General features: G+C 71.8%; 29 protein-coding genes and 2 pseudogenes. 12 read left to right on the top strand and 19 right to left on the bottom strand.

The features are described 5' to 3' along the window. Positions 1–49: 49 nt before the first annotated feature. From ABZZ79_RS32985 to fabG, 7 genes and pseudogenes are all read right to left on the bottom strand, one after another. Entirely contained in the window at positions 50–568 is a 519-nt protein-coding gene (locus tag ABZZ79_RS32985; protein ID WP_356695106.1) for a histidine phosphatase family protein, read from the bottom strand. 108 nt (positions 569–676) lie between these two features. Next, entirely contained in the window at positions 677–889 is a 213-nt protein-coding gene (locus ABZZ79_RS32980) for a hypothetical protein (protein ID WP_356695104.1), read from the bottom strand. Positions 890–1,062: 173 nt separating this feature from the next. Then, complete coding sequence (locus tag ABZZ79_RS32975) at positions 1,063–1,179, bottom strand: SGM_5486 family transporter-associated protein (RefSeq protein ID WP_356695102.1); 117 nt, start codon at positions 1,177–1,179, stop codon at positions 1,063–1,065. A 143-nt stretch (positions 1,180–1,322) separates the two neighbouring features. Next, positions 1,323–1,589: pseudogene (locus ABZZ79_RS32970) on the bottom strand (MFS transporter); the annotation flags it as partial. Between the two features lie 179 nt (positions 1,590–1,768). Further along, the gene (locus tag ABZZ79_RS32965) at positions 1,769–2,110 is read right to left on the bottom strand and encodes a hypothetical protein (protein WP_356695100.1); all 342 of its coding nucleotides are present in this window, start codon (positions 2,108–2,110) and stop codon (positions 1,769–1,771) included. Positions 2,111–2,283: 173 nt separating this feature from the next. After that, a complete protein-coding gene (gene fabI, locus ABZZ79_RS32960; RefSeq protein WP_356695098.1) occupies positions 2,284–3,051 on the bottom strand; it encodes an enoyl-ACP reductase FabI in 768 nt (255 codons plus the stop codon). A 5-nt stretch (positions 3,052–3,056) separates the two neighbouring features. After that, the gene (gene fabG / locus ABZZ79_RS32955) at positions 3,057–3,776 is read right to left on the bottom strand and encodes a 3-oxoacyl-[acyl-carrier-protein] reductase (RefSeq protein ID WP_356695096.1); all 720 of its coding nucleotides are present in this window, start codon (positions 3,774–3,776) and stop codon (positions 3,057–3,059) included. 249 nt (positions 3,777–4,025) lie between these two features. Here fabG and ABZZ79_RS32950 point away from each other — a divergent pair, with 249 nt between their 5' ends. The 3 genes from ABZZ79_RS32950 to tyrS all read left to right on the top strand — a co-directional run bounded on the left by ABZZ79_RS32950 (position 4,026) and on the right by tyrS (position 8,364). After that, positions 4,026–5,549 (top strand): TldD/PmbA family protein, encoded by a 1,524-nt coding sequence (locus tag ABZZ79_RS32950; RefSeq protein WP_356695094.1) that lies wholly within the window; start codon positions 4,026–4,028, stop codon positions 5,547–5,549. An 82-nt stretch (positions 5,550–5,631) separates the two neighbouring features. Next, on the top strand, positions 5,632–7,026 hold the full coding sequence (locus ABZZ79_RS32945) for a metallopeptidase TldD-related protein (RefSeq protein ID WP_356695092.1): 1,395 nt from the start codon (positions 5,632–5,634) through the stop codon (positions 7,024–7,026). 57 nt (positions 7,027–7,083) lie between these two features. Further along, a complete protein-coding gene (gene tyrS / locus ABZZ79_RS32940; RefSeq protein ID WP_356695090.1) occupies positions 7,084–8,364 on the top strand; it encodes a tyrosine--tRNA ligase in 1,281 nt (426 codons plus the stop codon). 180 nt (positions 8,365–8,544) lie between these two features. On the opposite strand, the gene ABZZ79_RS32935 is transcribed toward tyrS, so the two are convergent. Beyond that, complete coding sequence (locus ABZZ79_RS32935) at positions 8,545–8,826, bottom strand: GlsB/YeaQ/YmgE family stress response membrane protein (protein ID WP_356695088.1); 282 nt, start codon at positions 8,824–8,826, stop codon at positions 8,545–8,547. Between the two features lie 246 nt (positions 8,827–9,072). On the opposite strand from ABZZ79_RS32935, the gene ABZZ79_RS32930 reads away from it, so the two are divergent. Beyond that, complete coding sequence (locus ABZZ79_RS32930) at positions 9,073–9,414, top strand: DUF3099 domain-containing protein (RefSeq protein ID WP_356695086.1); 342 nt, start codon at positions 9,073–9,075, stop codon at positions 9,412–9,414. Positions 9,415–9,600: 186 nt separating this feature from the next. Continuing rightward, the gene (locus ABZZ79_RS32925) at positions 9,601–9,813 is read left to right on the top strand and encodes a hypothetical protein (protein ID WP_356695084.1); all 213 of its coding nucleotides are present in this window, start codon (positions 9,601–9,603) and stop codon (positions 9,811–9,813) included. 195 nt (positions 9,814–10,008) lie between these two features. On the opposite strand, the gene moaA is transcribed toward ABZZ79_RS32925, so the two are convergent. The 3 genes from moaA to ABZZ79_RS32910 all read right to left on the bottom strand — a co-directional run bounded on the left by moaA (position 10,009) and on the right by ABZZ79_RS32910 (position 13,129). Then, complete coding sequence (gene moaA / locus ABZZ79_RS32920; protein ID WP_356695082.1) at positions 10,009–10,998, bottom strand: GTP 3',8-cyclase MoaA; 990 nt, start codon at positions 10,996–10,998, stop codon at positions 10,009–10,011. A gap of 158 nt (positions 10,999–11,156) precedes the next feature. After that, positions 11,157–12,776 carry a cation acetate symporter gene (locus ABZZ79_RS32915; RefSeq protein WP_356695080.1) on the bottom strand — a complete coding sequence of 540 codons (1,620 nt, stop codon included), beginning with the start codon at positions 12,774–12,776 and terminating at the stop codon, positions 11,157–11,159. Beyond that, on the bottom strand, positions 12,773–13,129 hold the full coding sequence (locus ABZZ79_RS32910) for a DUF485 domain-containing protein (RefSeq protein WP_356695078.1): 357 nt from the start codon (positions 13,127–13,129) through the stop codon (positions 12,773–12,775). Before ABZZ79_RS32910 ends, ABZZ79_RS32915 begins: the two co-directional genes overlap by 4 nt. A 449-nt stretch (positions 13,130–13,578) precedes the next feature. Between ABZZ79_RS32910 and ABZZ79_RS32905 the strand changes: the two genes are divergently transcribed. Together ABZZ79_RS32905 and ABZZ79_RS32900 are read left to right on the top strand one after the other, a co-directional pair. Continuing rightward, entirely contained in the window at positions 13,579–15,105 is a 1,527-nt protein-coding gene (locus ABZZ79_RS32905) for a S8 family serine peptidase (RefSeq protein WP_356695076.1), read from the top strand. 114 nt (positions 15,106–15,219) lie between these two features. After that, the gene (locus ABZZ79_RS32900; RefSeq protein WP_356695074.1) at positions 15,220–16,230 is read left to right on the top strand and encodes a CopD family protein; all 1,011 of its coding nucleotides are present in this window, start codon (positions 15,220–15,222) and stop codon (positions 16,228–16,230) included. 3 nt (positions 16,231–16,233) lie between these two features. Here ABZZ79_RS32900 and ABZZ79_RS32895 read toward each other — a convergent pair whose 3' ends face one another. The 4 genes and pseudogenes from ABZZ79_RS32895 to ABZZ79_RS32880 all read right to left on the bottom strand — a co-directional run bounded on the left by ABZZ79_RS32895 (position 16,234) and on the right by ABZZ79_RS32880 (position 18,496). Continuing rightward, positions 16,234–17,277, bottom strand: a complete 1,044-nt coding sequence (locus tag ABZZ79_RS32895) for a zinc-dependent alcohol dehydrogenase family protein (protein ID WP_356695072.1) — start codon at positions 17,275–17,277, stop codon at positions 16,234–16,236. Positions 17,278–17,311: 34 nt separating this feature from the next. After that, a pseudogene (locus ABZZ79_RS32890) lies at positions 17,312–17,572 on the bottom strand (lysoplasmalogenase family protein); the annotation flags it as partial. 91 nt (positions 17,573–17,663) lie between these two features. Then, positions 17,664–18,374 carry a VIT family protein gene (locus ABZZ79_RS32885; protein WP_356695070.1) on the bottom strand — a complete coding sequence of 237 codons (711 nt, stop codon included), beginning with the start codon at positions 18,372–18,374 and terminating at the stop codon, positions 17,664–17,666. Continuing rightward, positions 18,371–18,496, bottom strand: a complete 126-nt coding sequence (locus ABZZ79_RS32880; protein ID WP_356695068.1) for a hypothetical protein — start codon at positions 18,494–18,496, stop codon at positions 18,371–18,373. The genes ABZZ79_RS32885 and ABZZ79_RS32880 overlap by 4 nt, the downstream gene beginning before the upstream one ends. Positions 18,497–18,516: 20 nt before the next feature. Between ABZZ79_RS32880 and ABZZ79_RS32875 the strand changes: the two genes are divergently transcribed. The 5 genes from ABZZ79_RS32875 to ABZZ79_RS32855 all read left to right on the top strand — a co-directional run bounded on the left by ABZZ79_RS32875 (position 18,517) and on the right by ABZZ79_RS32855 (position 23,382). After that, positions 18,517–19,521: a DEDDh family exonuclease gene (locus tag ABZZ79_RS32875; RefSeq protein ID WP_356695066.1), complete on the top strand. Its 1,005-nt coding sequence runs from the start codon at positions 18,517–18,519 to the stop codon at positions 19,519–19,521. Positions 19,522–19,600: 79 nt separating this feature from the next. Continuing rightward, positions 19,601–19,834, top strand: a complete 234-nt coding sequence (locus ABZZ79_RS32870; protein WP_307041597.1) for a hypothetical protein — start codon at positions 19,601–19,603, stop codon at positions 19,832–19,834. 71 nt (positions 19,835–19,905) lie between these two features. After that, positions 19,906–20,694, top strand: a complete 789-nt coding sequence (locus ABZZ79_RS32865; RefSeq protein WP_356695064.1) for an SURF1 family protein — start codon at positions 19,906–19,908, stop codon at positions 20,692–20,694. Between the two features lie 143 nt (positions 20,695–20,837). Continuing rightward, positions 20,838–22,622 carry a glycoside hydrolase family 15 protein gene (locus ABZZ79_RS32860; protein WP_356695062.1) on the top strand — a complete coding sequence of 595 codons (1,785 nt, stop codon included), beginning with the start codon at positions 20,838–20,840 and terminating at the stop codon, positions 22,620–22,622. 4 nt (positions 22,623–22,626) lie between these two features. Continuing rightward, positions 22,627–23,382 carry an SDR family oxidoreductase gene (locus tag ABZZ79_RS32855; RefSeq protein WP_356695060.1) on the top strand — a complete coding sequence of 252 codons (756 nt, stop codon included), beginning with the start codon at positions 22,627–22,629 and terminating at the stop codon, positions 23,380–23,382. A gap of 34 nt (positions 23,383–23,416) precedes the next feature. Here the strand turns inward: ABZZ79_RS32855 and amaP are convergent, their stop codons facing one another. The 4 genes from amaP to ABZZ79_RS32835 are packed head-to-tail and all read right to left on the bottom strand — an operon-like array spanning position 23,417 to position 25,242. Beyond that, positions 23,417–23,995 (bottom strand): alkaline shock response membrane anchor protein AmaP, encoded by a 579-nt coding sequence (gene amaP / locus ABZZ79_RS32850; RefSeq protein WP_356695058.1) that lies wholly within the window; start codon positions 23,993–23,995, stop codon positions 23,417–23,419. 7 nt (positions 23,996–24,002) lie between these two features. Further along, positions 24,003–24,653, bottom strand: coding sequence for a DUF6286 domain-containing protein (locus ABZZ79_RS32845; protein WP_356695056.1), 651 nt, complete (start codon positions 24,651–24,653; stop codon positions 24,003–24,005). Continuing rightward, positions 24,650–25,060: an Asp23/Gls24 family envelope stress response protein gene (locus tag ABZZ79_RS32840; RefSeq protein WP_356695054.1), complete on the bottom strand. Its 411-nt coding sequence runs from the start codon at positions 25,058–25,060 to the stop codon at positions 24,650–24,652. Before ABZZ79_RS32840 ends, ABZZ79_RS32845 begins: the two co-directional genes overlap by 4 nt. Beyond that, positions 25,057–25,242, bottom strand: a complete 186-nt coding sequence (locus ABZZ79_RS32835) for a hypothetical protein (protein WP_356695052.1) — start codon at positions 25,240–25,242, stop codon at positions 25,057–25,059. The genes ABZZ79_RS32840 and ABZZ79_RS32835 overlap by 4 nt, the downstream gene beginning before the upstream one ends. Positions 25,243–25,281 lie beyond the last annotated feature (39 nt).

The raw sequence follows: 25,281 nt of genomic DNA, 5'->3' as shown, positions 1-25,281 counted from the left end.
AGGGCCCGGTGCCGCCGCGGCGCCGGGCCTCTTCCCTGTGCTGGGCGACTCAGTCGGTCGGCGCCCAGTAGTCGACCAGGGTGCCGACGCCGGGCTCCAGGCTCTTCCAGGCCCCGCTGAAGGTCAGCACCGCGTACGCGGCGGTGGGGAAGCCCCGGCGGTTCATCCGTACGGCGGTGTCGCCCTCGGATTCGCCGGAAAGGATCTCGGCGAGGCTGTGGACGCCGGGGTTGTGGCCGATGAGCACGAGGTGGCGCGCATCGTCGGGGGTCTCGTTGAGCACGGCGATCAGCTCGCCGGGAGAGGCCTCATAGACCCGCTCCTCGTAGACGGTCCGTGGCCGGTGCGGGAGCTCGTGGACCGCGAGCTTCCAGGTCTCGCGGGTCCGGGTCGCGGTGGAGCACAGGGCCAGATCGAAGGGGATGCCGGTGTCGGCGAGCCTGCGTCCGGCTTCGGCGGCGTCCATGCGGCCCCGCTCGGCGAGCGGCCGGTCGTGGTCGTTCACCTGCGGCCAGTCGGCCTTGGCGTGGCGGAAGAGGACGATCCTGCGGGGTTCTGCGACGCTCATGCGTCCCAGCTTCGCATGAAAGACGCCACAAGGCGCAGGGAGTTGACAGCCGCCCTCACCAGGGCTGTGACCAGCGTCGACCGCCCTCGGCACTGACCTGGGCCGAGGTCATCGTCCGAGGTCGAACAGTTGCTGCGCGCGCTCGACGAGGTGGGCTGTCGCCGGGTCCCCGCCGGACGTCGCGTGTGCCTCGGAAGGGTTGAGTATGAGGGCGAACAGCGTGCCGAAGGCCAGGACGGGCAGCGCGAGGGCCCACCAGGGCAGCCGGGTGCCGGCGCCCGTGGTCGCCGGGCGGGGCCGCGTGTGCAGGGTGGCCGACATGGGTGCCTCCGCAGGTCTTCGACTGGTCCGTGGGCCGCTTCCCGCGGCCACACCTCGAAGCTACGGGCCGCGAGGGCCCCAACCCATCCGGTGATCCACCCACTTGACCCTGACCCTCACCCCCTAGGGGATACGGGGGCTAGCCCCACCCCGTCGCGCGGGGCGGCACCGGATCAGGGAGCGGCGACGGACGCGATGACGGCGATGACGACGAAGATGGCGAAGAACGCGCCGAAGACGATCAGCATCTTCTTCTGGCCGTTCTGGGGGTTCGGGTCGAGCACAGGCATGCGGCCAGTCTCGCACCCGCCCGCCCCGACGGGCGCCTCGGGGTCACCCGGCCCCCGCCCAGGGCAGGGGCCCCGTCGGCCTCCGCAGCTCAGCGCGCCGTCTCGGCCTCCGCAGCTCAGCGCGCCGCCTCGTCCTCCACAGCTCAGCGCGCCGCCTCGTCCTCCACGATGCGGTCGCGGCCCGCGAGGAAGCCGATCGCCAGCTGCGGCAGCATCAGCGCGGCCATGAGGGCGAGCGGGACGCCCCAGCCGCCGGTGTGCTGGTAGAGGACACCGACCAGGAGCGGGCCGGGGATGGAGATCAGTTAGCCGGTGCTCTGGGCGAAGGCGGACAGCTGGGCCACTCCCGCCCCCGTGCGGGCGCGCATGCCGACCATGGTCAGGGCGAGCGGGAAGGCGCAGTTGGCCACCTCCGGCGGCGCCCGGCGCAAGCGGAGAGCTACCCGCTCGGCTGCCGCCCGCTCACGGGCGCCACGCGCGCCGAGGGCTGAGCAGGGCCGCGCTCAGCGGCTCGACCGGGCCCCCGCCGGAACCCGCGGCGGCCGGATCACCGCCCGCGCGGGCGGGCGGCGCCGCCCGCCCACCCGGCTCACGCCCGCTGATGGCTGATCCACGCCGAGCGGACCTCCTTCCAGCACCGGCCGGTGAGCCGCACGGTCACCGCCGGGCCCGCGTCGACGGGCGCGCTGTCGGTGTCGAGGTCCCACCAGCGGTCGCACTCGATGTGCAGCCGCACCCGGTCGACCCCCGGGTAGGGGTTGTGGCAGTGGGCGACCACATGGGAGCCGCTGACACCGGTGCGGCACTCGGCTTCGAACGGCGACGAAGGACTCTCCTCGGCCACGCGCGCGTGGGGCATCGCCTCGTACGGGGCGCAGAAGGCGAGAGCGAGGGCGAGGGTCACTGGGGCCAGGCTTCTGGACAGGCGCACAAGGGGACCTCCTCGGCCGGGCTGGGGAGGGGAGTCATGCGGTGAAGCTTCATCCAGACTGCCCAGTCGTCCGCCGTCGGCGCCCGGCCGGATGGGCCGAACGGGGGACGCCCCGCTCCCCGCACGCTGCGGGAAACGGGGCGTCGGAGCCGTGGGCCCGGGACGAGCTGCGATCAGGCGCCGATGGCGTGCAGACCGCCGTCCACGTGGATGATCTCGCCGGTGGTCTTCGGGAACCAGTCGCTCAGCAGGGCGACGATGCCGCGGCCGGCCGGCTCGGGGTCCTTCAGGTCCCACTCCAGCGGAGAGCGGGTGTCCCACACGGAGGCCAGCTCGCCGAAGCCCGGGATGGACTTGGCGGCCATGGAGCCGAGCGGGCCCGCCGAGATCAGGTTGCAGCGGATGTTCTGCTTGCCCAGGTCACGCGCCATGTAGCGGCTGGTGGCCTCCAGGGCGGCCTTGGCCGGGCCCATCCAGTCGTACTGCGGCCAGGCGAACTGCGCGTCGAAGGTGAGACCGACGACCGAGCCGCCGTTCTGCATCAGCGGCAGGCAGGCCATGGTGAGCGACTTCAGGGAGAACGCCGAGACGTGCATGGCGGTGGCGACCGACTCGAACGGCGTGTTGAGGAAGTTGCCGCCGAGCGCGTCCTGCGGGGCGAAACCGATGGAGTGCACGACACCGTCGAGGCCGCCGAGCTCCTCGCCGACCAGGTCGGCCAGCCGGCCCAGGTGCTCGTCGTTGGTGACGTCGAGCTCGATGACCTTGGTGGGCTTGGGGAGCTTCTTGGCGATGCGCTCGGTCAGGGTGGGCCGCGGCCAGGCGGTCAGGATGATCTCGGCACCCTGCTCCTGGGCCAGCTTGGCGGCGTGGAAGGCGATGGAGGACTCCATCAGCACACCGGTGATCAGGACGCGCTTGCCCTCGAGAATTCCGCTCATGGTGATCAGTGACCCATTCCCAGTCCGCCGTCAACGGGGATGACGGCTCCAGTGATGTACGAAGCGTCGTCCGAGGCGAGGAACCGCACGGCCGCGGCGATCTCCCCCGGCTGCGCGTAACGGCCGAGCGGGACCTGCGACACGATGTTCGCGCGCTGCTCGTCGGTGAGCGCCTTGGTCATGTCGGTGTCGACGAAGCCGGGCGCGACGACGTTGAAGGTGATGTTGCGCGACCCCAGTTCACGGGCCAGGGAGCGCGCGAAGCCGACCAGGGCGGCCTTGGATGCGGCGTAGTTCGCCTGCCCGGCGGAGCCGAGCAGTCCGACGACGGACGAGATCAGGACGACGCGGCCCTTCTTGGCGCGCAGCATGCCGCGGTTGGCGCGCTTGACGACCCGGAAGGTGCCGGTGAGGTTGGTGTCGATGACCGAGGTGAAGTCCTCCTCGGACATGCGCATCAGCAGCTGGTCCTTGGTGACACCGGCGTTGGCGACGAGCACCTCGACGGGACCGTGGCTGTTTTCGATCTCCTTGTAGGCCTGCTCCACCTGCTCGGGATCGGTGATGTCGCACTTGACGGCGAGGCAGCCCAATTCCGTCAGGGCGGCCGGCGGCTCACCCGAGCGATACGTGATCGCGACCTGGTCGCCGGCGTCGGCGAATGCGCGGGCGATGGCGAGGCCGATGCCCCGGTTGCCTCCGGTGACGAGAACCGAGCGGCTCAACGGATCACCCTTTCGATTGCGGTCTTGCCCGCCCGGACACCTGGATGACAGGCGGCTTCACCAAAAACCTATCTGGCGTCCTGCCGCCGCGGGCATTCGGGCATCCACAGTGGCGCGGGGGTCGCTCTGTCGGGTCTCTACAGAATCCGGCCGACTCAGGCCCGAAACATGTGGTCCGCGCGCGGGATGAGCGCCATGATCGTAGACGCCTCCGCTGCATCCCGACCGATCCGACAGAAAGAGACGCCGGTGCCTCATAGCATTGACGAGTCGTTCACGGCACTCCCGCTACGCGCTCTGGCCGACGCAGCGCTCGCACGCGCGCGTGCCCTGGGCTCCGAGCACGCCGATTTCCGGTTCGAGCGGGTGCGCAGCGCGTCCTGGCGGCTGCGGGACGCCAAGCCGGCCGGCACCTCGGACGTCACCGACCTGGGATATGCGGTGCGGGTCGTGCACGGCGGGACCTGGGGGTTCGCCTCGGGCGTCGACCTGACGATGGACGCGGCGGCGCGGGTCGCCGCGCAGGCGGTCGCGATGGCCAAGCTGTCCGCGCAGGTGATCAGGGCGGCCGGGTCGGCCGAGCGGGTGGAGCTGGCCGACGAGCCGGTGCACACCGAGAAGACATGGGTGTCGTCGTACGAGGTCGACCCGTTCACGGTGCCCGACGAGGAGAAGTCGGCGCTGCTGGCGGAGTGGAGCAACCGGCTGCTGGCCGCGCAGGGGGTCGACCACGTCGACGCCTCGCTGCTCACCGTGCACGAGAACAAGTTCTACGCCGATACGGCCGGGACCGTGACCACCCAGCAGCGCGTCCGGCTGCACCCGCAGCTCACGGCCGTGTCGGTGGACGAGTCCAGCGGCGAGTTCGACTCCATGCGCACCATCGCGCCGCCGGCCGGACGCGGCTGGGAGTATCTGACGGGCACCGGCTGGGACTGGGACGCCGAGCTGGACGGGATCCCCGGACTGCTCGCCGAGAAGATGCGCGCGCCGAGCGTGGAGGCGGGGTTGTACGACCTCGTCGTCGACCCGTCCAATCTGTGGCTGACCATCCACGAGTCCATCGGGCACGCCACCGAGCTGGACCGGGCGCTCGGCTACGAGGCCGCCTACGCCGGCACCTCCTTCGCCACCTTCGACCAGCTCGGCAAGCTCCGGTACGGCTCGGACCTGATGAACGTCACCGGCGACCGCACCGCCGAGCACGGCCTGGCGACCGTCGGCTACGACGACGAGGGCGTCCGGGCGCAGTCCTGGGACCTGGTGAAGGACGGCACGCTGGTCGGCTACCAGCTCGACCGCCGGATCGCGCGGCTGACCGGCCTCGGGCGGTCCAACGGGTGCGCGTTCGCCGACTCCCCCGGCCATGTGCCGGTGCAGCGCATGGCCAACGTCTCGCTGCGGCCGGACCCGGCCGGGCTGTCGACCGAGGACCTGATCGGCGGGGTCGACCGGGGCATCTACGTCGTCGGTGACCGGTCCTGGTCGATCGACATGCAGCGCTACAACTTCCAGTTCACCGGGCAGCGCTTCTTCAAGATCGAGAACGGCCGGATCACCGGCCAGCTCAAGGACGTCGCCTACCAGGCCACCACCACGGACTTCTGGGGCTCCATGACGGCCGTCGGCGGTCCGCAGACCTATGTCCTGGGCGGCGCATTCAACTGCGGCAAGGCCCAGCCCGGCCAGGTCGCCGCCGTGTCCCACGGCTGCCCGTCCGCCCTTTTCCGGGGCGTCAACATTCTGAACACGACGCAGGAGGCCGGTAAGTGAGCGGCGACATCAGGATCTGCCGGGGGTCCGGGCGTCGTCACCCGGGCAAGCACAGTCTGAACACCACGCAGGAGGCCGGGCGATGAGTCCTCGTACGAACAAGCCGCACGAGATCGTCGAGCGGGCCCTGGGGCTGTCCCGCGCCGACGGGTGCGTGGTCATCGCCGACGAGCAGTCGACGGCGAATCTGCGCTGGGCGGGCAACGCGCTGACCACCAACGGTGTCACGCGCGGGCGCACCCTGACGGTGATCGCGACCGTGGACGGCAAGGAGGGCACCGCCTCCGGCGTGGTGTCGCGCTCGGCGGTGACCGCGGACGAGCTGGAGCCGCTGGTGCGGGCCGCCGAGGCCGCCGCGCGCGGGGCCGCGCCCGCGGAGGACGCGCAGCCGCTGGTCAGCGGCGTCGCCGTGGCGCCCGACTTCACGGACGCGCCGGAGGAGACCTCCTCGGCGGTGTTCGCCGACTTCGCCCCCGCGCTCGGCGAGGCCTTCGCCCGCGCGCGGGCGGGCGGACGCGAGCTGTACGGCTTCGCCAACCACGAGATGACCTCCAGCTATGTGGGTACGTCCACGGGTCTGCGGCTGCGGCACGACCAGCCCAACGGCACGCTGGAGCTGAACGCGAAGTCGCCCGACCGGACCCGCTCGGCGTGGGCGGGCCGCTCCACGCGGGACTTCAAGGACGTCGACCCGGCGGCGCTGGACGCGGAGCTGGCGGTGCGGCTCGGCTGGGCGGAGCGGCGGATCGAGCTGCCGGCCGGCCGGTACGAGACGCTGCTGCCGCCGACCGCGGTCGCGGACCTGCTGATCTACCAGATGTGGTCGGCGTCCGGCCGGGACGCGGCCGAGGGCCGCACGGTGTTCTCCAAGCCGGGCGGCGGCACCCGGATCGGTGAGAAGCTGACCGACCTTCCGCTGACCCTGCGCAGCGACCCGAACGAGCCCGGCCTGGAGTCGCTGCCGTTCGTGCTCGCGCACTCCTCCGGCGGCGACGCGTCGGTGTTCGACAACGGCCTGCCGCTCGCGCCCACCGAGTGGGTCGCCGGCGGCGAGCTGAGGAACCTGATCACCAGCCGGTTCACCGCCGGTCTGACCGGGCTGCCGCTCGCCCCCGCCGTCGACAACCTCGTCCTGGACGGCGGTGAGGACCGCTCCCTGGACGAGATGATCGCGAGCACCGAGCGGGGTCTGCTGCTGACCTGCCTGTGGTACATCCGCGAGGTCGACCCGGCGTCGCTGCTGCTCACCGGTCTGACCCGGGACGGCGTCTACCTCGTGGAGAACGGCGAGGTGACCGGTGAGGTGAACAACTTCCGCTTCAACGAGTCACCGGTCGGGCTGCTGGGCCGGGTCACCGAGGCCGGGCGCACCGAGCGCACGCTGCCCCGGGAGTGGAGCGACTGGTTCACCAGGGCCGCGATGCCCCCGGTGCGGGTCCCCGATTTCAATATGAGCTCTGTCAGCCGGGGCGTATAACCTCAGGGGTGGTGGTCGCTCGACCGCCTGAGGATCATCCGAGGAGACACGAGAACCGTGACGGACATCGTCGAGGAGCTGAAGTGGCGTGGGCTCATCGCCCTCTCCACTGACGAGGACGCATTGCGCAAGGCGTTCGCGGACGGCCCCGTCACGTTCTATTGCGGCTTCGACCCGACCGCGCCCAGCCTGCACCTGGGCAACCTCGTGCAGATCCTGACGATGCGCCGGATCCAGCAGGCGGGCAACCGCCCGCTGGGTCTGGTCGGGGGTGCCACCGGTCTGATCGGCGACCCGAAGCCGACCGCGGAGCGCACGCTGAACGACCCCGAGGTGGTGGCCGCCTGGGTGTCCCGGCTGCGCGGCCAGATCGAGCGGTTCCTGGACTTCGAGGGCCCGCACGCCGCCACCATGGTCAACAACCTGGACTGGACCCAGGGCATGTCGGCCATCGAGTTCCTGCGGGACGTCGGCAAGCACTTCCGGGTCAACAAGATGATCGCGAAGGAGGCCGTCGCCCGGCGGCTGAACTCCGACGCCGGCATCAGCTACACCGAGTTCAGCTACCAGATCCTGCAGGGCATGGACTTCCTGGAGCTGTACCGCAGGTACGGCTGCACGCTGCAGACCGGCGGCAGCGACCAGTGGGGCAACCTCACCGCGGGCGCCGACCTGATCCACAAGGTCGAGCCGCACGCGGCGGTGCACGCGCTGGCCACGCCGTTGATCACCAAGGCCGACGGCACCAAGTTCGGCAAGACCGAGTCGGGCACGGTGTGGCTCGATGCGGAGATGACCACGCCGTACGCCTTCTACCAGTTCTGGCTCAACGCCGACGACCGGGACGTGTCGAAGTTCCTGCGGATCTTCAGCTTCAGGTCCCGGGAGGAGATCGAGGAGCTGGAGCGGTCGACCGAGGAGCGGCCGCAGGCGCGGGCCGCTCAGCGGGCGCTGGCCGAGGAGCTGACCACGCTGGTGCACGGTGCCGGGCAGACCGAGGCGGTCGTCGCCGCGTCGCGTGCCCTGTTCGGGCAGGGTGAGCTGGCCGAGCTCGACGAGAAGACGCTGGCCGCGGCCCTGTCCGAGGTGCCGCACGCGACGGTGGCCGAGCTGGGGGCCGTCGTCGACCTGTTCACCGAGGTGGGGCTCGCGCCGAGCAAGTCCGCGGCTCGGCGGACCGTCAAGGAGGGCGGTGCCTACGTGAACAACGTCAAGGTCGCCTCCGAGGACGCGGTGCCGGCGAAGGAGGACCTGCTGCACGCACGCTGGCTGGTCCTGCGCCGGGGCAAGAAGAACCTGGCCGCCGTCGAGGTGACCGGGACGGTGGCTCAGGGCTGAGGGTTCTTACGCCTTCGCGCCGTAGGGGTGCGGGGATCCTGCGACTTACCGCTCGTCGTGGCTTGTCGCGCGGTTCCCCGCGCCCCTGACGGCGTTGATGGGCTGTTCGTCGTGGCTGTGCGCCCCTGACCGCGTGAGTGACCCGTTCGTCGTGGCTTGTGCGCGGTTCCGCGTCTGAGTTCAGGCGCGCTGCTGCCTGCGCTTGCCGAACGTCGCCATGTACGCCATGTCGCCCACGGCCACGATGATCACCGCGGCGACGATCTGGAAGATGTGGCGGGTCCAGTCGATGCCGGCGGTCTCCTCGACGCCGAACCCGCGGGCCATGGCGTTGCCGGCGACCGCGCCGAGCATGCCGAAGATGGTGGTCAGCCACAGCGGACTGTGCTGCTTGCCGGGCAGGACCGCCTTGGCGATCAGACCCAGCACGAACCCCACGATGATCGCCCACAACCAGCCCATGGTTCGCCTCCTCCTGTGGCTCCTCGTGAGCACTGCACTCAGTCTGGGCGCGGTCGGCGTACGCCGCATGTCGGCCCCGGTCGTACGTGGCGGGGCCCAAGTCCGTTCGTGCAGGCGGTGGGGTGACCCGGTCTCGAATGCGACGCAGCCGCGGCGTAACGTGGAGGTTGTCCGGACCCGGGTCCCGCCGGGAGCGGATCTGGCCACGGGCCGGGTGGATCCGATGCGGGCGGATGGTGAAGAGTGATGCGGATGCGGCACAGCGGCGATGGCGCCGAGGTTTTCCGGATCACCGGAGCCCGGCAGGGACTTCAGGACGATGTCCGCGGCCGGCAGCGCCGGTACGTCATCTCTATGAGCGTGCGCACGGTGTCGGTGGTCCTGGCAGCGGTGTTGTGGAACGTGGAGCGGCACGTCGCGATCGTGGCGCTGGTGCTCGGGCTGGTCCTGCCGTACATCGCGGTGGTGATCGCCAACGCCGGGCGGGAGAACGCGCCCGGACTGCCCTCGACGTTCGTGAGCACACCGTCACGGCCGATGATCACGCCGCCCCGGCAGGGCGACGACGAGCCGACCGATCGGGTCTGAGCAAGGCTGTGTGCCACCTGTGAACGGGCCGAATCAATCGTGTTGTTCCGGTGCCCCGCGATGGGGTACCCGTGGCATACTGCCTACGCGCTCCGCATCCCCCGTCGGAGCGACGGACCGACGCCGGGCAGCTCCCCCCGTGGCTGCTCGGCGTCGCCTTTTCCTTTGCGGTTGTGAGACGAACCTGTGAGTGACACCCCGATCTGTTCCGCGAAGGGCTGCCGGGCCGACGCCGTGTGGGTGCTGGCGTGGAACAACCCCAAGCTCCACACGCCGGAGCGGCGCAAGACGTGGCTCGCGTGCGAGGAGCATCGGGAGCATCTTTCGCAGTTCCTGGGTGTCCGGGGGTTCTTGAAGGACGTCGTGCTGTTGAAGGAGTGGGAAGAGCTCGCGCCGTAGGGTGCGGTGCGGTTCTTCGGCGTTCCGTCGTGCGTGGTTGTTCGCGCAGTTCCTCGCGCCCCTCAAGACTGCGCAGTTCCCCGCGCCCCTAAGATCGCGCAGTTCCCCGCGCCCCTCAAAGACTGCGCAGTTCCCCGCGCCCCTAGGATCGCGCAGTTCCTCGCGCCCCTTGAGGGCTGTCGCCCATGGGGGCCGTCAGCCGCCTATCGCCGACATCGGCCGGTCCGGCTGTACGAAGGTCGGGTCGTCCAGGCCCGCGCCCGCCTTCTTGCCCCACATCGCCTGGCGCCAGATACGGGCGATCTCCTCGTCCGGGGCGTCCGAGCGCAGGGCCGCGCGCAGATCCGTCTCCTCGGTGGCGAAGAGGCAGGTGCGGACCTGGCCGTCGGCGGTGAGCCGGGTGCGATCGCAGGCGGAACAGAAGGGCCTGGTCACCGAGGCGATGACGCCCACGCGATGCGGGCCGCCGTCGACCAGCCAGCGTTCCGCGGGGGCGGAGCCACGCTCCCCCGAGCCCTCCGGGGTGAGGTCGAAGCGGGTGCGCAGGGAGGTGAGGATGTCACCGGCGGTGACCATGCCGTCGCGCTTCCAGCCGTGCTGGGCGTCCAGGGGCATCTGCTCGATGAAGCGCAGTTCGTAGTCGTGCTCGACCGCCCAGGCCAGGAGGTCCGGCGCCTCGTCGTCGTTCAGCCCCGGCATCAGGACCGAGTTGACCTTGACCGGGGTGAGGCCGGCCTCGCGGGCGGCCTGGAGACCTTCGAGGACGTCCTTGTGGCGGTCACGGCGGGTGAGGGTCTTGAAGACGTCGGGGCGCAGGGTGTCGAGGGAGACGTTGACCCGGTCCAGGCCCGCGGCCTTCAGGGCTGCCGCCGTGCGCCTGAGGCCTATGCCGTTGGTGGTCAGGGACATCTGGGGACGGGGGGCCAGAGCGGCGACGCGCTCGACGATTCCGACCAGACCGGGGCGCAGCAGGGGCTCTCCGCCGGTGAACCGGACCTCCTCGATGCCCAGCTCACGCACGGCGATGTCGATCAGCCGCACGATCTCGTCGTCGGTGAGCAGGTCGGGCTTGGCCAGCCACTGCAGGCCCTCCTCGGGCATGCAGTACGTGCAGCGGAGGTTGCACCGGTCGGTGAGCGAGACCCTGAGGTCGGTGGCCACCCGGCCGAAGGTGTCGATGAGCACGTGGCCCCCTCCCGTACCGCCGATCGCATGTCTTCCGTCACCTGCGAGCCTACGTGACGGCACCGGCGTCGACACCGCCCTGATCCACCAGGTAATCCGCCAGGTAAGACGCGGCCGCGTCGTAGGACTCTACGACGCGGCCGCGGCGAGGGGTGCGCTCAGTGCGCTCCGGTGCCGGTCAGGGACCTGACCTCAAGCTCGGCGTACTTGTCGGTGTCCGGCTCCTCCTTGGACAGGACGGTGCCGAGCCAGCCCATCAGGAAGCCGAACGGGATGGAGATGATGCCCGGGTTCTTCAGCGGGAACCAGTGGAAGTCGACGTCCGGGAACATCGCCTTCGGGTCGCCGGAGACGACGGGCGAGAACAGTACGAGGCCGACGGCGACGATCAGGCCGCCGTAGATCGACCACAGGGCGCCCTGGGTGGTGAACCTCTTCCAGAACAGGCTGTAGAGGATGGTCGGCAGGTTCGCCGAGGCGGCGACCGCGAAGGCGAGCGCGACCAGGCCGGCCACGTTGAGGTCGCGGGCGAGGGCGCCGAGGAGGATGGAGACGGCGCCGATGCCGATGGTGGCCAGGCGGGCGGCCCGGACCTCCTGCTTCTCGGTGGCGGTGCCCTTCTTGATGACGTTCGCGTAGATGTCGTGGGCGAACGACGAGGACGAGGCCAGGGTGAGGCCCGCGACCACGGCGAGGATCGTCGCGAAGGCCACCGCGGAGATGGTGGCGAGCAGCACCGCGCCCCAGGCCGAGTCGACGCCGCCGAGGTGCAGGGCGAGCAGCGGTGCGGCGGTGTTGCCGGACGGGTTGGAGGCGATGATCTCGTCCTGGTCGATCAGCGCGGCGGCGCCGAAGCCGAGGGCGATGGTCATCAGGTAGAAGCCGCCGATGATGCCGATGGCCCAGTTCACGGACTTCCGGGCGGCCTTGGCGTTGGGCACCGTGTAGAAGCGGATCAGGATGTGCGGCAGTCCGGCGGTGCCGAGCACCAGGGCGATGCCCAGGGAGATGAAGTCCAGCTTGGAGGTGCCGGTGGCGCCGTACTGGAGTCCGGGCTCCAGGAAGGCGGAGCCCTTGCCGCTGTTCTCGGCGGCGGTGCCGAGCAGGTCGGAGATGTTGAAGTCGAACTTCAGCAGCACCAGGAAGGTGATCAGGATGGTGCCGCTGATGAGCAGCACGGCCTTGACCATCTGCACCCAGGTGGTGCCCTTCATGCCGCCGATGGAGACGTAGACGATCATCAGGAGGCCGACGAGGGCGACGATGGCGACCTTGCCCGCGTCGGAGGTGATGCCGAGCAGCAGCGAGACGAGGACGCCGGCGCCGGCCATCTGGGCCAGCAGGTAGAAGATCGAGACGACGATGGTGGAGGTGCCCGCCGCGGTGCGGACCGGGCGCTGGCGCATGCGGTACGCCAGGACGTCGCCCATGGTGTAGCGGCCGGAGTTGCGCAGCGGTTCGGCGACCAGCAGCAGGGCCACCAGCCAGGCGACCAGGAAGCCGATGGAGTAGAGGAAGCCGTCGTAGCCGAAGAGGGCGATGGCGCCGGCGATGCCGAGGAAGGACGCGGCGGACATGTAGTCGCCGGACACGGCGAGGCCGTTCTGGAAGGCGCTGAACTGGCGGCCGCCGGCGTAGAAGTCGGCGGCGTCCTTGGTCTGCCGGCCCGCCCAGATGGTGATGACCAGGGTGGCCACCACGAACAGGCCGAACAGGGTGATGATCAGCGGCCGGTGCTCGCTGGCCTCGTTGGCGGCCAGGGTGATCGCGGGGCTCATGCGCCGCCCTCCATCCGGGACTTGATGGCCTCGGCCTTGGGGTCGAGCTTCTCGGCGGCGTGCCGCGAGTACCACCAGGCGATGAGGAACGTGGTGATGAACTGGGCGAGGCCGAGCAGGAGGGCCACGTTGACGTTGCCGAAGAGCTTGGTGCCCATGAAGTCGCCCGCGTAGTTCGACAGCAGGACGTACAGCAGGTACCAGGCGATGAAGGCGATGGTGAGCGGGAAGGCGAAGGAGCGGTAGGAGCGGCGCAGTTCACCGAACTCCGCGCTCTGCTGCACCTGGACGAACTCCTCGGCGGAGGGGAGTCGGCGGTCTGTCTTCGCGCCGGGCGGGGTCTCGGTGGCCACGGAGCCTCCTCGCGATGTGGATGCGGTGGTGACGGGGGACGGGGGGCGGTCGGGGGACGGGTCGGGTACGACGGACATGACGGCTCTGACCTCACAGTGACGTGGATCACCGTGCCGGATGGTGACAGTTGTGCTCCCGGCGGCGATCCGGCAGGGGGCACGATCGTCCTCGTGCACCCTGCCCAACGTCACGGTGCCGCGCACGGTGCGGTTCAACTCGGGGTCCGTGTTTCCGAAGTCGGTTTTCCGCGGCCGTCCGGAAGACCTGCGCGCGCGTACCGCGAAGGGGGCCGAGGGAAAACCCTCGTGCGCCAAGTGATAAGCCCAAGAACGTTGATGGCCGCGGAGTTGGGGGGATAGCTTCGGGCTTGCACCACCCCCGTCATGTACCTGCCCGAGAGCGACCTGTGCCTCGGGCCGGTTCCGTTTCAGGATGATGTGGAGACCCCATGGCTCATCTGCCTTCCAGACGCCGACTCGCTCTGGCCGTGCCCGTCGTGTTGTCGCTGACCGCCTCGCTCGGCTTCCTGCCCGCCGCCGCCTCGGCGGCTCCGGCCGCGGAGTCCGCGGTCCAGGCGCAGGACGGCCCGAAGCTGTCCTATGTCGTCAACACCAAGTCGGACCGCGGCACCATCGAGTCGGTGAAGAAGGCGATCGCCGCGGCGGGCGGCTCCGTCGTGATCGCGTACGACAAGATCGGCGTGATCGTCGTCCACTCGTCGAACCCGGACTTCGGCAAGCAGATACGCACCGCCCACGGCGTGCAGTCGGCGGGCGCCACCCGTACGGCGCCGCTGACGCCCGCGGGCACCACCGACGAGGGCGCTGTCGACTACCTGACCGCCGAGGAGGCCGAGAAGGTCGAGGCCGCGGCGACGCCGGGCAGCGAGCCTCTTGAGGCCGACCAGTGGGACCTGCGCGCGATAGGCGCCGACAAGGCGGCCGCCATCAACCCGGGCAGCTCGAAGGTCACGGTCGCGGTCATCGACACCGGCGTCGACGACACCCACCCCGACATCGCCCCGAACTTCTCCCGCTCGCAGTCGGCCAACTGCGACGGCGGTGTCGCGGACACCAGCGAGGGCTCGTGGCGCCCGTACACCCCGCAGGACTACCACGGCACCCACGTGGCCGGTGAGATCGCCGCCGCGCGCAACGGCGTCGGCGTCGCCGGTGTCGCGCCGGGTGTGAAGGTGTCGGCCATCAACGTCACCGACCGCACCAACGGCCTCTTCTACCCGGAGAGCGTGGTCTGCGCGTTCGTGTTCGCCGCCGACCACGGCGTGGAGATCACCAACAACAGCTACTACGTCGACCCGTGGCTGTACAACTGCATGGACGACCCGGACCAGAAGGCCATCGTCGACGCGGTCAACCGGGCCCAGACGTACGCCATGAAGGAGGGCACGCTGAGCCTGGCCTCGGCGGGCAACTCCAACCACGACCTGGACGCCGACGCGATCCTGGACGCCTCCAGCCCCGACGACTCCACCGCGGTCGAGCGCACCATCGACCCGCACACCTGCTACGACGTGCCGACCCAGCTGCCGGGCGTGGTCACGGTCAGCGCGACCGGCGTGCGGAACCTCAAGTCGTACTACTCCTCGTACGGCAAGGGTGTCGTGGACGTGGCCGCGCCGGGCGGTGACCGAAAGTATCAGATCCCGGACACCCCGTCGCAGAACGGGCGCATCCTTTCCACCATGCCGAACGGCGAGTACGGCTTCCTCCAGGGCACCTCGATGGCCTCGCCGCACGCGTCGGCCGTCGCCGCGCTGCTGAAGTCCAAGCACCCGTGGGCGACCCCGTTCGCCCTCCAGGCCATGCTCAAGGCGCAGGCCGACAACCCGGGCTGCCCCGAGTCCTACGACCAGGACGGCAACGGCACGCAGGACGCCACCTGCGTCGGCGGGCCGCAGTACAACGGCTTCTACGGCTTCGGCATCGTCAACGCGCTGGACGCGGTGACGAAGTAAGGGAACGGTTTCTCCCTCGCGGGGCCGGGCGGGTTTCTCCGTCCGGCCCCGCGCCGTTGCGCCGGATGTTCCCCTTGACTTGCCCGGCCCGCGACGGCTGGTGAAGATCCTGAGGTGACATTGACACGGCCCCCCGGCGAAACGGCGGACACGAACGGCCCCGAGCGGCACGCCGGTACGGGCCGTGCGGTCGCCGTGCTCGTCCTGGTGACGCTGGGTGCGCTGGTCCCGATGCTGGGTCCCGCCACGGCGCTGCGCGGCACCGGCGAGGCCGCCGCGCCCGGCGTCGGGGGCATAGGGCTGCTGCGCACCGTGCTGTTCGCCGCGCTGGCCGTGCCCTTGGGCGAGCTGCTCGTGAACCGGCTGGCGCGCCGGGTGCCCGGTGCCCCGGCGGTACGGCCCCCCGGTGCGGGACCCCTCGCGGCGGCGGCCGGGTTCGTGGCCGCCCTGGGGCTTGCCTCGTTGGTGGCGACCGGCAACCTGGTGCCGAGCAGCCCGGCGGACATCGACGTGGGCGGACTGTACGCGTCACGGGACGGCAAGCTGGCGCTGCTGGAGGTCAACGCGTTCGCGGTGGCCGGGCTGTGCGCCCTGTCCCGGCGACCGCGGCGGCAGGTGTGGCCGCTGGCCGCGGTGGTGCTCGCGGAGGCGCTGCGCGCGCACCCGGCCACCGAGCACGCTCCGCTGGTCGGCTCGGCCCTGACGCTCGTCCATCTGACGTGCGCCGCAATGTGGGTGGGCGGGCTGACGTACGCCCTGCGGCTGCTGCGGCTGTGGGGCGTACGCGAGACGGCGGGCGCCGCGCTGCTGGGTCTGTACGCGCGCGTGGCCGTGCTGCTGCTGGCCGGTGTGACCGCGACCGGGCTGTGCAGCGCGCTGCGCCGGATGCCCGCGGAAACGGTTCTGGAGCAGCTGACGACGACGGCCTACGGGCGCACCCTGCTGGCCAAGGTGCTGCTGGTGGCCGCCGTCGCCGCCCTCGCGCTGTGGGCGCGGTTCCGGCTGCGCCGGGCGGCCGACCCGCTGACCGCCTGCTCCCCCGCGCGCGTGGAGGTCGTCGCGCTGGGCGTGGTGGTCGCGGTGTCGGGGCTGCTCACGGCGCTGCCGGTGCCGATCCGCTGGTGAGGGTCAGGCGGTGACCAGGACCTTGAGGGCGGTGCGCTCGTCCATCGCCTTGTAGCCGTCGGGGACGCCCTCCAGACCCACCGTCATGTCGAAGACGGGCGAGGGGTCGACGGTGCCCGACAGGACGTCGGGCAGCAGCTCGGGGATGTAGGCGCGGACCGGGGCGACACCGCCGCGCAGGGCGATGTTCCGGTCGAACATGACGCCGAGGTCCAGGCCGGTGCCGCTGCCGTGCGGCACGCCGACGAAGCCGATGGCGCCGCCGTCGCGGGTGATGCTCACCGCCGTGCTCATCGACTGCTCGGTGCCGACGGCCTCGACGACGGCGTGCGCGCCCTGGCCGCGGGTGAGTTCGCGCACCGCCTCCACGGCGGCCTCGCCGCGCTCGGCGACGACGTCCGTGGCACCGAAGCGGCGCGCGATGTCGGTGCGGGCCTGGTGGCGGCCGAGGGCGATGATCCGCTCGGCGCCGAGCCGCTTGGCGGCGAGCACCGCGCACAGCCCGACCGCGCCGTCGCCGACGACCGCCACGGTGGCGCCGGGGCGGGCACACGCGCCGAGGGCGGCGTGGTGGCCGGTGCCCATGACGTCCGACAGGGTCAGCAGCGCGGACAGCAGATGCTCGTCGGAGGCGGCCTCCTTGGGCAGTTGGACGAGGGTGCCGTCGGCGTGGGGAACGCGCACGGCCTCGCCCTGGCCGCCGTCGAAACCGACCGAGCCCCAGAAGCCGCCGTGCACACAGGAGGTGGTCAGGCCCTCGCGGCAGTAGTCACAGGTGCCGTCGGACCACATGAAGGGCGCGACGACCAGGTCGCCGCGGCGCACACCGGTCACCTCGGAGCCGGTCTCCTCGACCACGCCGAGGAACTCGTGCCCGATCCGCTGCCCCGGCTGCCGGGCCGCCTCACCGCGGTAGGCCCACAGGTCGCTGCCGCAGATGCAGGCGCGCAGGACGCGCACGACGGCGTCGGTGGGCTGCCGCACCACGGGCTCGGGTACGTCCTCCACGCGCATGTCGTACGGGGCGTGGATGGTGGTCGCGCGCATGGCGAAGGTCTTTCTGCTCGGCTGCGGGGTTCGCTCACGGGGTGGTGGAGCGCACTTCACCGTACGCCGTCCGCGCTGGCACGTGCGCGCCGAGGGTCCCGCCGGCCAGCAGGTACTGGGCCGCGATGTAGGTGAGCATGATCCACAGGTCCGCGTACGGCGGCTGCGGCCAGTCGGCGAGACCGGTCGCGATGAGGGTGTCCGACAGCATGAACAGCCCCCCGCCGACGCCCACGGCACCGCCGACCCGGAGGGCCGCCGTGCAGGCCATCGCGGTCAGCATGGCGCTGTTTCCCAGCCAACGCCCCCTCCCGCCCCGGCCCTCCCGGCCGGTCGGCCGGGCCGGTCGGCCGGGCCGGTGCCCGGCTCACCGGCCGGTGCCCGGCTCATACGCCCGCCGCGCCGAGCAGTGCCCCGGCCGCGTAGGTGACGGCCATCGCCAGCGCCCCTCCCCCGACGTTGCGCGCCACCGCTCGCCCCGGGGCCGCCGCGCCGAGGCGGGCGCTGCTCCAGCCGGTGCAGCACAGGGCGGCGAGGACCGACAGGACGGTGACGGTCAGCCGCCAGTCGACGGGCGGCAGGACGATCGCGAGCAGCGGCAGCAGCGCACCGGCCGTGAAGGCGAGGAAGCTCGCCCAGGCCGCGTGCCAGGGGTTGGTCAGATCGTCCGGGTCGATGCCGAGCTCCACGCGCGCGTGGGCGCGCAGGGCGTCACGTTCGGTCAGCTGCACGGCGGCCTCCCGGGCCACGTCACGGGACAGTCCGCGCGCGTGCAGCAGATCGGTCAGTTCCTGGAGCTCGGCCTCGGGCTGTTCGCGCAGCTCGCGCTTCTCCGCGACGAGGGCCGCCTTCTCGGAGTCGCGCTGGGTGGAGACGGAGACGTACTCGCCCGCCGCCATCGACATCGAGCCAGCGAGCAGTCCGGACAGGCCCGCGGTGAGCAGCGCGGCGCGGCTGTCGGTGGCGCCGGCCACGCCGACGACGAGACCGGCCGTGGAGACGATGCCGTCGTTGGCGCCGAGCACCGCCGCGCGCAGCCAGTTGAGCCGCTGCCCCAGGGAGCCGCCGTGGGGCTCGTCGTGCGTTGGTTGCGTCACACCCGGAGGATGGCAGCCGGGTCGGCGCGGGCGGCGTACCGACCCGCGTGGACGCGGCCCCGCCCGTGGGGTTCGAACAGGCCGTGGTGGCGGGCCACCTGGGAGACGGCGTTGTCAGTCATGGGCCGTATCCTCAGTGACCATGCTCGAAGACCTTACGACCGCAGCGTCCTCCCCCACATCGTGGCCGGCCGCGTATCCCCAGGGATACGCGGTCGTTGACGTGGAGACCACCGGCCTGGCCCGCGACGACCGGATAATCTCCGCGGCCGTCTACCGGTTGGACGCGCGCGGCGAGGTCGAGGACCACTGGTACACGCTGGTCAATCCGGAGCGCGATCCGGGCCCGGTGTGGATCCACGGTCTGACGAGCGAGGTTCTGGAGGGCGCGCCCCTGTTCACCGACATCGCCGAGGAGTTCGCGGCGCGGCTGGCGGACCGGGTGCTCGTCGCGCACAACGCCGTCTTCGACTGGCAGATGATCGCCCGGGAGTACGCGCGCGCGAGGAGTGAGGCGCCGGTGCGTCAACGGCTGTGCACCATCGCCCTGTCCAAGGAGCTGGGGCTGCCGCTGCCCAACCACAAGCTGGAGTCGCTGGCCGCGCACTTCGGCGTCGTGCAGCAGCGCGCGCACCACGCGCTGGACGACGCGCGCGTGCTGGCCGAGGCGTTCCGGCCGAGTCTGCGGGCCGCGGCGGCGGGCCTGGTACGGCTGCCGCTCCAGGAGTGCCGCCCGCTGACGGAGTGGACGGACCGGCCCACGCCGCGCATCGGGCAGCAGCCGGGCGGCTACGGCGGCTACCGGCCCACCAGTTGGCGCCCCTCGCGCAAGCGGCCGGCCTGCCCCTATCCCAACCCCGGCCGCTACGAAGAGGGCAAGCAACTCAAACAGGGCATGCGGGTCGCCTTCTCGGGGGACACGTCGGTCGAACGCGACCTGCTGGAGGACCGCGCCGTCGAGGCGGGGCTGCATGTCTCCACGAGCGTCTCCCGGCTCACCAGCCTGCTGGTGACCAACGACCCCGACGCCGGCACCTCGAAGGTCGCCAAGGCCCGGCAGTACGGCACACCGGTGGTCGACGAGGCGGCCTTCGGCCAACTGCTGCGGGACGTGGAGCCGGCGACGGAAGGACCGTCGGGCCGGTAGCCGTACGGACGGGTGATTGCCGGGCGACTCGCCCGCCGCCCGCTCGCCCGCGCCCGCGCGAGCGCTCACCCTGTGGCGCATGGCGAGATGCGAAGTATGCGGCAATGACTACGGAATGACCTTCGAGGTGCACGCGCAGGGCGCGGTGCACGTCTTCGACTGCTTCTCCTGTGCGATCCACCGCATGGCCCCCATCTGCGAGCACTGCCGGGTCCAGATCATCGGCCAGGGCGTCGAGGTCGAGGGTCACTGGTACTGCGGCGCCCACTGCGCCCGCGCGGAGGGGAGGGTGGGCATCGTCGACCGGGTCTGACCCGACCCAGGCCGACCCCCGGAACGGACCCCTCTGGCAGCACCCCGCGGCCCGCGATGTACGGTCGTGGGGTGTTCCGCTTCCTGATGTCCCGGCAGTGGGTGATTCTCACCCTCGTCGCCGTCGCGCTCGTCCCGACGATGATCGAGCTGGGCTTCTGGCAGCTGCACCGCCATGAACACCGGGTGGCGCTGAACAAGGTGATCGCCGACTCGCTCGCCGCGAAGCCCGTGCCCGCCGAGTCGCTGACGGAGCCGGGCTCCGAGGTGACCGACGCCGACCGCTACCGCCGGGTCACGGCCACCGGCCGCTTCGACACCACGCGCGAGGTCGTCGTACGCCGTCGTACGAACGTGGACGAGAAGGTCGGCTTCCACGTCCTGACGCCCTTCGTCCTCGACGACGGCAAGGTCCTGCTGGTGAACCGGGGCTGGATCCCGGCGGACGGTGCCCAGACGGAGTTCCCGAGGATTCCGGTCCCGCCGAAGGGCGAGATCACCGTCACCGGGCGGCTGATGCCCGACGAGACGACCGCGGGCAGCGGCATCAAGGACGTCCAGGGCCTGCCCGACCGCCAGGTCATGCTGATCAGCAGCGAGCAGTCCGAACGCCGTCTCGGCGATCCCGTCCTCGGCGGGTACGTCGAGCTGACCTCGCCCGAGCCGCGCGGCGACTCCCCCGAACCGATCCCCGCGCCCGAGCACGACGCCATCGGCCCGCACATGGCGTACGCCGTCCAGTGGTGGCTGTTCAGCGCGGGCGTGCCCATCGGCTGGGTCGTCCTGGTGCGCCGCGAGCTGAAGGAGCGGCGGGCCGCGGCGACCGAGAGGAACGTGGCGGCCGAACCGGCGACGGTGTAGCCCTCGCCGGGACGCCCGGCGGAACGGGCGGAGGCTTCGATCCCCCGCCGGGAGGTGGCGCCGTGCCCCGGCGTGACACCCCTCCGTCACCCGCCCGGCCGCTCCCCTGATTGCCTCCCCGGCCACCCGGGAACCCGCACTCCGTGCAGCACCGCATCGAGGACTACGCGCTGATCGGCGACGAGCAGACCGCCGCGCTCGTCGGCCGCGACGGCTCCGTCGACTGGCTCTGTCTGCCCCGCTTCGACTCGGGCGCCTGCTTCGCCCGGCTGCTCGGCGACGACGACAACGGCCACTGGCGCATCGCCCCCAGGGACGCCGACCTCTGTACCCGCCGCGCCTACCGGCCCGGCACCCTGGTGCTCGACACCGACTGGGAGACCGACGAGGGGGCCGTGCGGGTCACCGACCTGATGCCGCAGCGCGACCGCGCCCCCGATGTCGTCCGGATCGTCGAGGGCCTGCGCGGCCGGGTCACCGTGCGCAGCACCCTGCGTATCCGCTTCGACTACGGCTCGGTCGTGCCCTGGATGCGCAACGTCGGTGGCCACCGGGTCGCCGTCGCCGGCCCGGACGCGGCGTGGCTGCGCAGCGAACCCCCGGTGCACACCTGGGGCGAGGACTTCGCGACTCACGCGGAGTTCACCGTCACCGCGGGTCAGAGGGTCGCCTTCGTGCTGACCTGGCACCCTTCGCACGAGCCGCGCCCGCCCCTGGTCGACCCCTTCGAAACGCTGGAGACCAGCGTCGCCGACTGGCAGGCCTGGGCGGGCCGCTGCCGCTACGACGGCCCGCACCGCGAGGCGGTCCTGCGCTCCCTCGTCACCCTCAAGGCCCTCACCTACCGGCCGACGGGCGGGGTCGTCGCCGCACCCACCACCTCCCTGCCGGAGGAACTGGGCGGCGTGCGCAACTGGGACTACCGCTTCTGCTGGCTGCGCGACTCCACCCTCACCCTCGGCGCGCTGCTGGCCGCCGGCTACCGCGAGGAGGCCGTGGCCTGGCGCGACTGGCTGCTGCGCGCGGTCGCGGGCGCCCCGGCGGACCTCCAGATCATGTACGGGGTGGCGGGCGAACGACGGCTGCCCGAGATGGAAGTCCCCTGGCTGACCGGCTACGAGAACTCCGCACCCGTACGCATCGGCAACGGGGCCGTGCGGCAGCTCCAGCTCGACGTGTACGGCGAGGTCATGGACTCGATGGCACTGGCCCGGCGCGCGGGCCTGTCGACCGAACCGCACGCCTGGGCCCTGCAGTGCGCCCTCATGGAATGGCTGCGCGCGAACTGGCGGCAGCCGGACGAGGGCCTGTGGGAAGTGCGCGGCGGCCGACGCCACTTCGTGCACTCCAAGGTGATGGTGTGGGTGGCCGCCGACCGCGCGGTGCGCGCCCTGGAGGAGAACCCGGAGCTGTCCGGCGACCTGGAGGGCTGGCGCGCGATGCGCGACGAGGTGCACCGCGAGGTGTGCGCCCAGGGCTACGACCCCGAGCGCAACACCTTCACCCAGTACTACGGCTCGCGCGAGCTGGACGCCGCTCTGCTGCTCATCCCGTACGTCGGGTTCCTGCCGCCGGAGGATCCGCGCGTGGTCGGCACGGTCGACGCGGTGCGCGACGAGCTGGGCCACGACGGGTTGCTGCGCCGGTACAGCACGCAGGACTGCGGTGTCGACGGGCTGCCCGGCGCCGAGGGCACCTTCCTGGCCTGCTCGTTCTGGCTGGCGCAGGCACTGCATCTGACAGGTCGCCGCGACGAGGCCCGCGAGCTGTTCGAGCGCCTGGCCGGTCTCACCAACGACGTGGGCCTGCTGGCGGAGGAGTACGACCCGGCGAGCGGCCGCCATCTGGGCAACTTCCCCCAGGCCTTCAGCCACATCGGGCTGGTGAACGCCGCTCTCGCCCTGTTCGGGGGCGACGGGGCAGGATAGGGGCATGGATCTTGGACTGAAGGACCGGGTGTACGTCGTCACCGGTGCCACGCGCGGACTCGGCAACGCGGTCGCGCGTGAGCTGGTCGCCGACGGGGCGAAGGTCGTCATCACCGGGCGCGACGAGGAGCGGGCCCGCGCCGCGGCGGCAGAGCTGGGACCGGACGCCGTCGCGGTGGCCGTCGACAACACCGACGCCGGGGCCGCGGCGCGGCTGATCGGTGCGGCGCGGGAGCACTTCGGAGGCTTCGACGGAGTGCTCGTCAGCGTGGGCGGACCGCCGCCGGGGTTCGTCGCGGACAACACGGACGAGCAGTGGCAGGCCGCGTTCGAGTCGGTGTTCCTCGGGGCGGTACGGCTCGCGCGGGCGGCCGCGGCCGAGCTGGAGGCCGGGGGCGTCATCGGGTTCGTGCTGTCCGGGTCGGTGCACGAGCCGATTCCGGGGCTGACCATCTCCAACGGGCTGCGGCCCGGCCTCGCCGGGTTCGCGAAGTCGCTGTCGGACGAGTTGGGGCCGCGCGGCATCCGGGTCGTCGGGCTGCTGCCGGCGCGGATCGACACCGACCGGGTGCGGGAACTGGACGCGCTGTCGGCCGATCCCGAGGCCACCCGCGCCGCCAACGAGTCGCGGATTCCGCTCAGGCGCTACGGCAGACCCGAGGAGTTCGGCCGGACCGCCGCGTTCCTGCTGTCTCCCGCGGCCTCCTACCTGACCGGGATCATGGTGCCCGTCGACGGCGGGATGCGGCACGGGTTCTGACGTGCCACCGCCGCCCGGTGCGGCTGAGGCGCGCTCAGCTGACCCTTTCCGCCCGGTGCTTGACCGACCTCATCCGGACATCCGCGGGGAGGCTGTCCAGAACCGCCGAGTCCTTGGCGTGTGTCAGGGCCTCGGCGGTCAGACGGTCCAGGGCCACCGACGGGACCACGTGGGGTTCCAGCAGCAGGCGGATCCGGGTGCGCGGGGCCGTTCGGCCGCCGGTCAGATGGACATGAGCCTTGGCCACGCCGTCCAGGTTCGCCGCCTCCGCCGTCAGGACGGACTGCAGGGCCCGGCCGCGCAGCAGGGCGCCCGCGCCGTCGCCGCTGTCGACGAGGACCTCGGCGAGTCGGCGGCGGCGCAGTACCGCGATCAGCCACCACAGGGCGAGCACCACGACGATCGTGAGGACGGCCAGGACGACGGGCCACCACCAGGCATCGTCGCGCCAGCGGGTGCGCTCGGCGTCGTCGAGCAGCACGTCGTGGCGTGAGTCGTGGATCCACCACGAGGGCGCCGGGGCACCGAGGCCCACGGCGAGGACCGAGCCGCCGAGCACCAGCAGTACCAGGCCGATGAGGCCCAGCAGGACGCGGTTGACCTTTCCCCGCACTCGTCCCTCACCCCTTCCGTCCGGGCCGCCGCACCCGCACCGACAGCGCGAGCGGCCGGGCCAGGCCCAGCGCCCGCACCGCCTCGTCGAGTACGGCGTCCAGGTCCTGTCGTACCTCGTCCAGCGGGCGGAAGTGCGAGACCGCGCGGACTTCGGCGCGGCGGCGGCCCGCCCGGACCCGGACCGACTGCACGCCCGAGACCTGCATAGCACGGTCGCGCAGCACCATCGCGGCGGCGGCCCGGTCCAGCGCGGCGCGGACGTCGGCACCGGAGCGGCGCATGGGCAGCAGTTCGCGCAGACCGGGCGTGACGGCCAGGACCAGCAGCCACAGGCCCAGCGCCGCGGTGACGCCCGCGCCGACCAGGACCCAGGTGTCGTCCAGTGGCCGTTCGGCGAGCTGACCGGCCAGTTCGTCGCGCCACTGCATGGCGGAGCGGCCCGCGCGCACGGCGGCGATGTCGTAGAGGAAGAAGCCCGCGACGACCAGCAGGAGCAGGGCGGCGACGGCGGCCGGGACGCGCCGGGGCGACCAGAAGCGGTGGGCGGCCCGGCTCCGGTCGGGCTGCGGGACGGTCGGCTGGTCAGGGTCGGCGGGCGGCTTCTCCAGGACCGGTGCGGGTCCGGTGGTCCCCTCGCCGTGCTGAGGTTCGCTCATCGCGTCCTCCTCTTGGCAACGCCGTGTCCGGGCGCGAGGTGCAGCCGCTCGATCTGGACGGCGACCTCGGGTACGTCCATTCCCACCAACGCGCCTACCCGTTCGGCGACCCGGCGACGCACCGCGCGGCAGCGGGCCCCGATGTCGGTGGGGTAGTCGAGTTCCAGGTGGACGCGGATCTTCGCGGCGTCCCGCTCCTCATCGGTGGAGGTGCGGGCCTGGCGTACGACCACGTTGGCGTGCGGGGCCGCGGCCTGCGGCGGAAGCGCGCCGAGCGCCTCGCGCGCCGCCTGGGCTGCGACCTTCGCCACGACCCGGTCGGCGATCCGGGTCGCCCCGCGCTCGCCCGGCGGCACCGCGCCGAGCGGCCTGCCGAGCTCGCCGATCCCTTCGTTCACGGGCGTCACCGCCTGCGTTCGTCACGCGGACGGAAGAAATCTCCGAGCTCGAAGTCGCCTTCCAGGAAGCGGCCGAGGCCGAAGCCGACCGCTCCCAGGGCGGCGACGAGCAGGAAGGCGCCGAAGCCGCCGAAGTACCCGGCGAAGCCCAGCGTCATTCCCACGATCATGCCGACCAGGGCCATGCTCATGGTGCGCTCCCCTCAGCGGCTCGGCCCTCCGGCCGACCG

Origin of the sequence: Streptomyces sp. NPDC006458, assembly GCF_040612135.1 — a bacterium.
GTDB lineage: Bacteria > Actinomycetota > Actinomycetes > Streptomycetales > Streptomycetaceae > Streptomyces.
The sequence above is the reverse complement of the archived record's forward strand: the minus strand, read 5'-3'. Positions and strand labels throughout refer to the sequence as shown.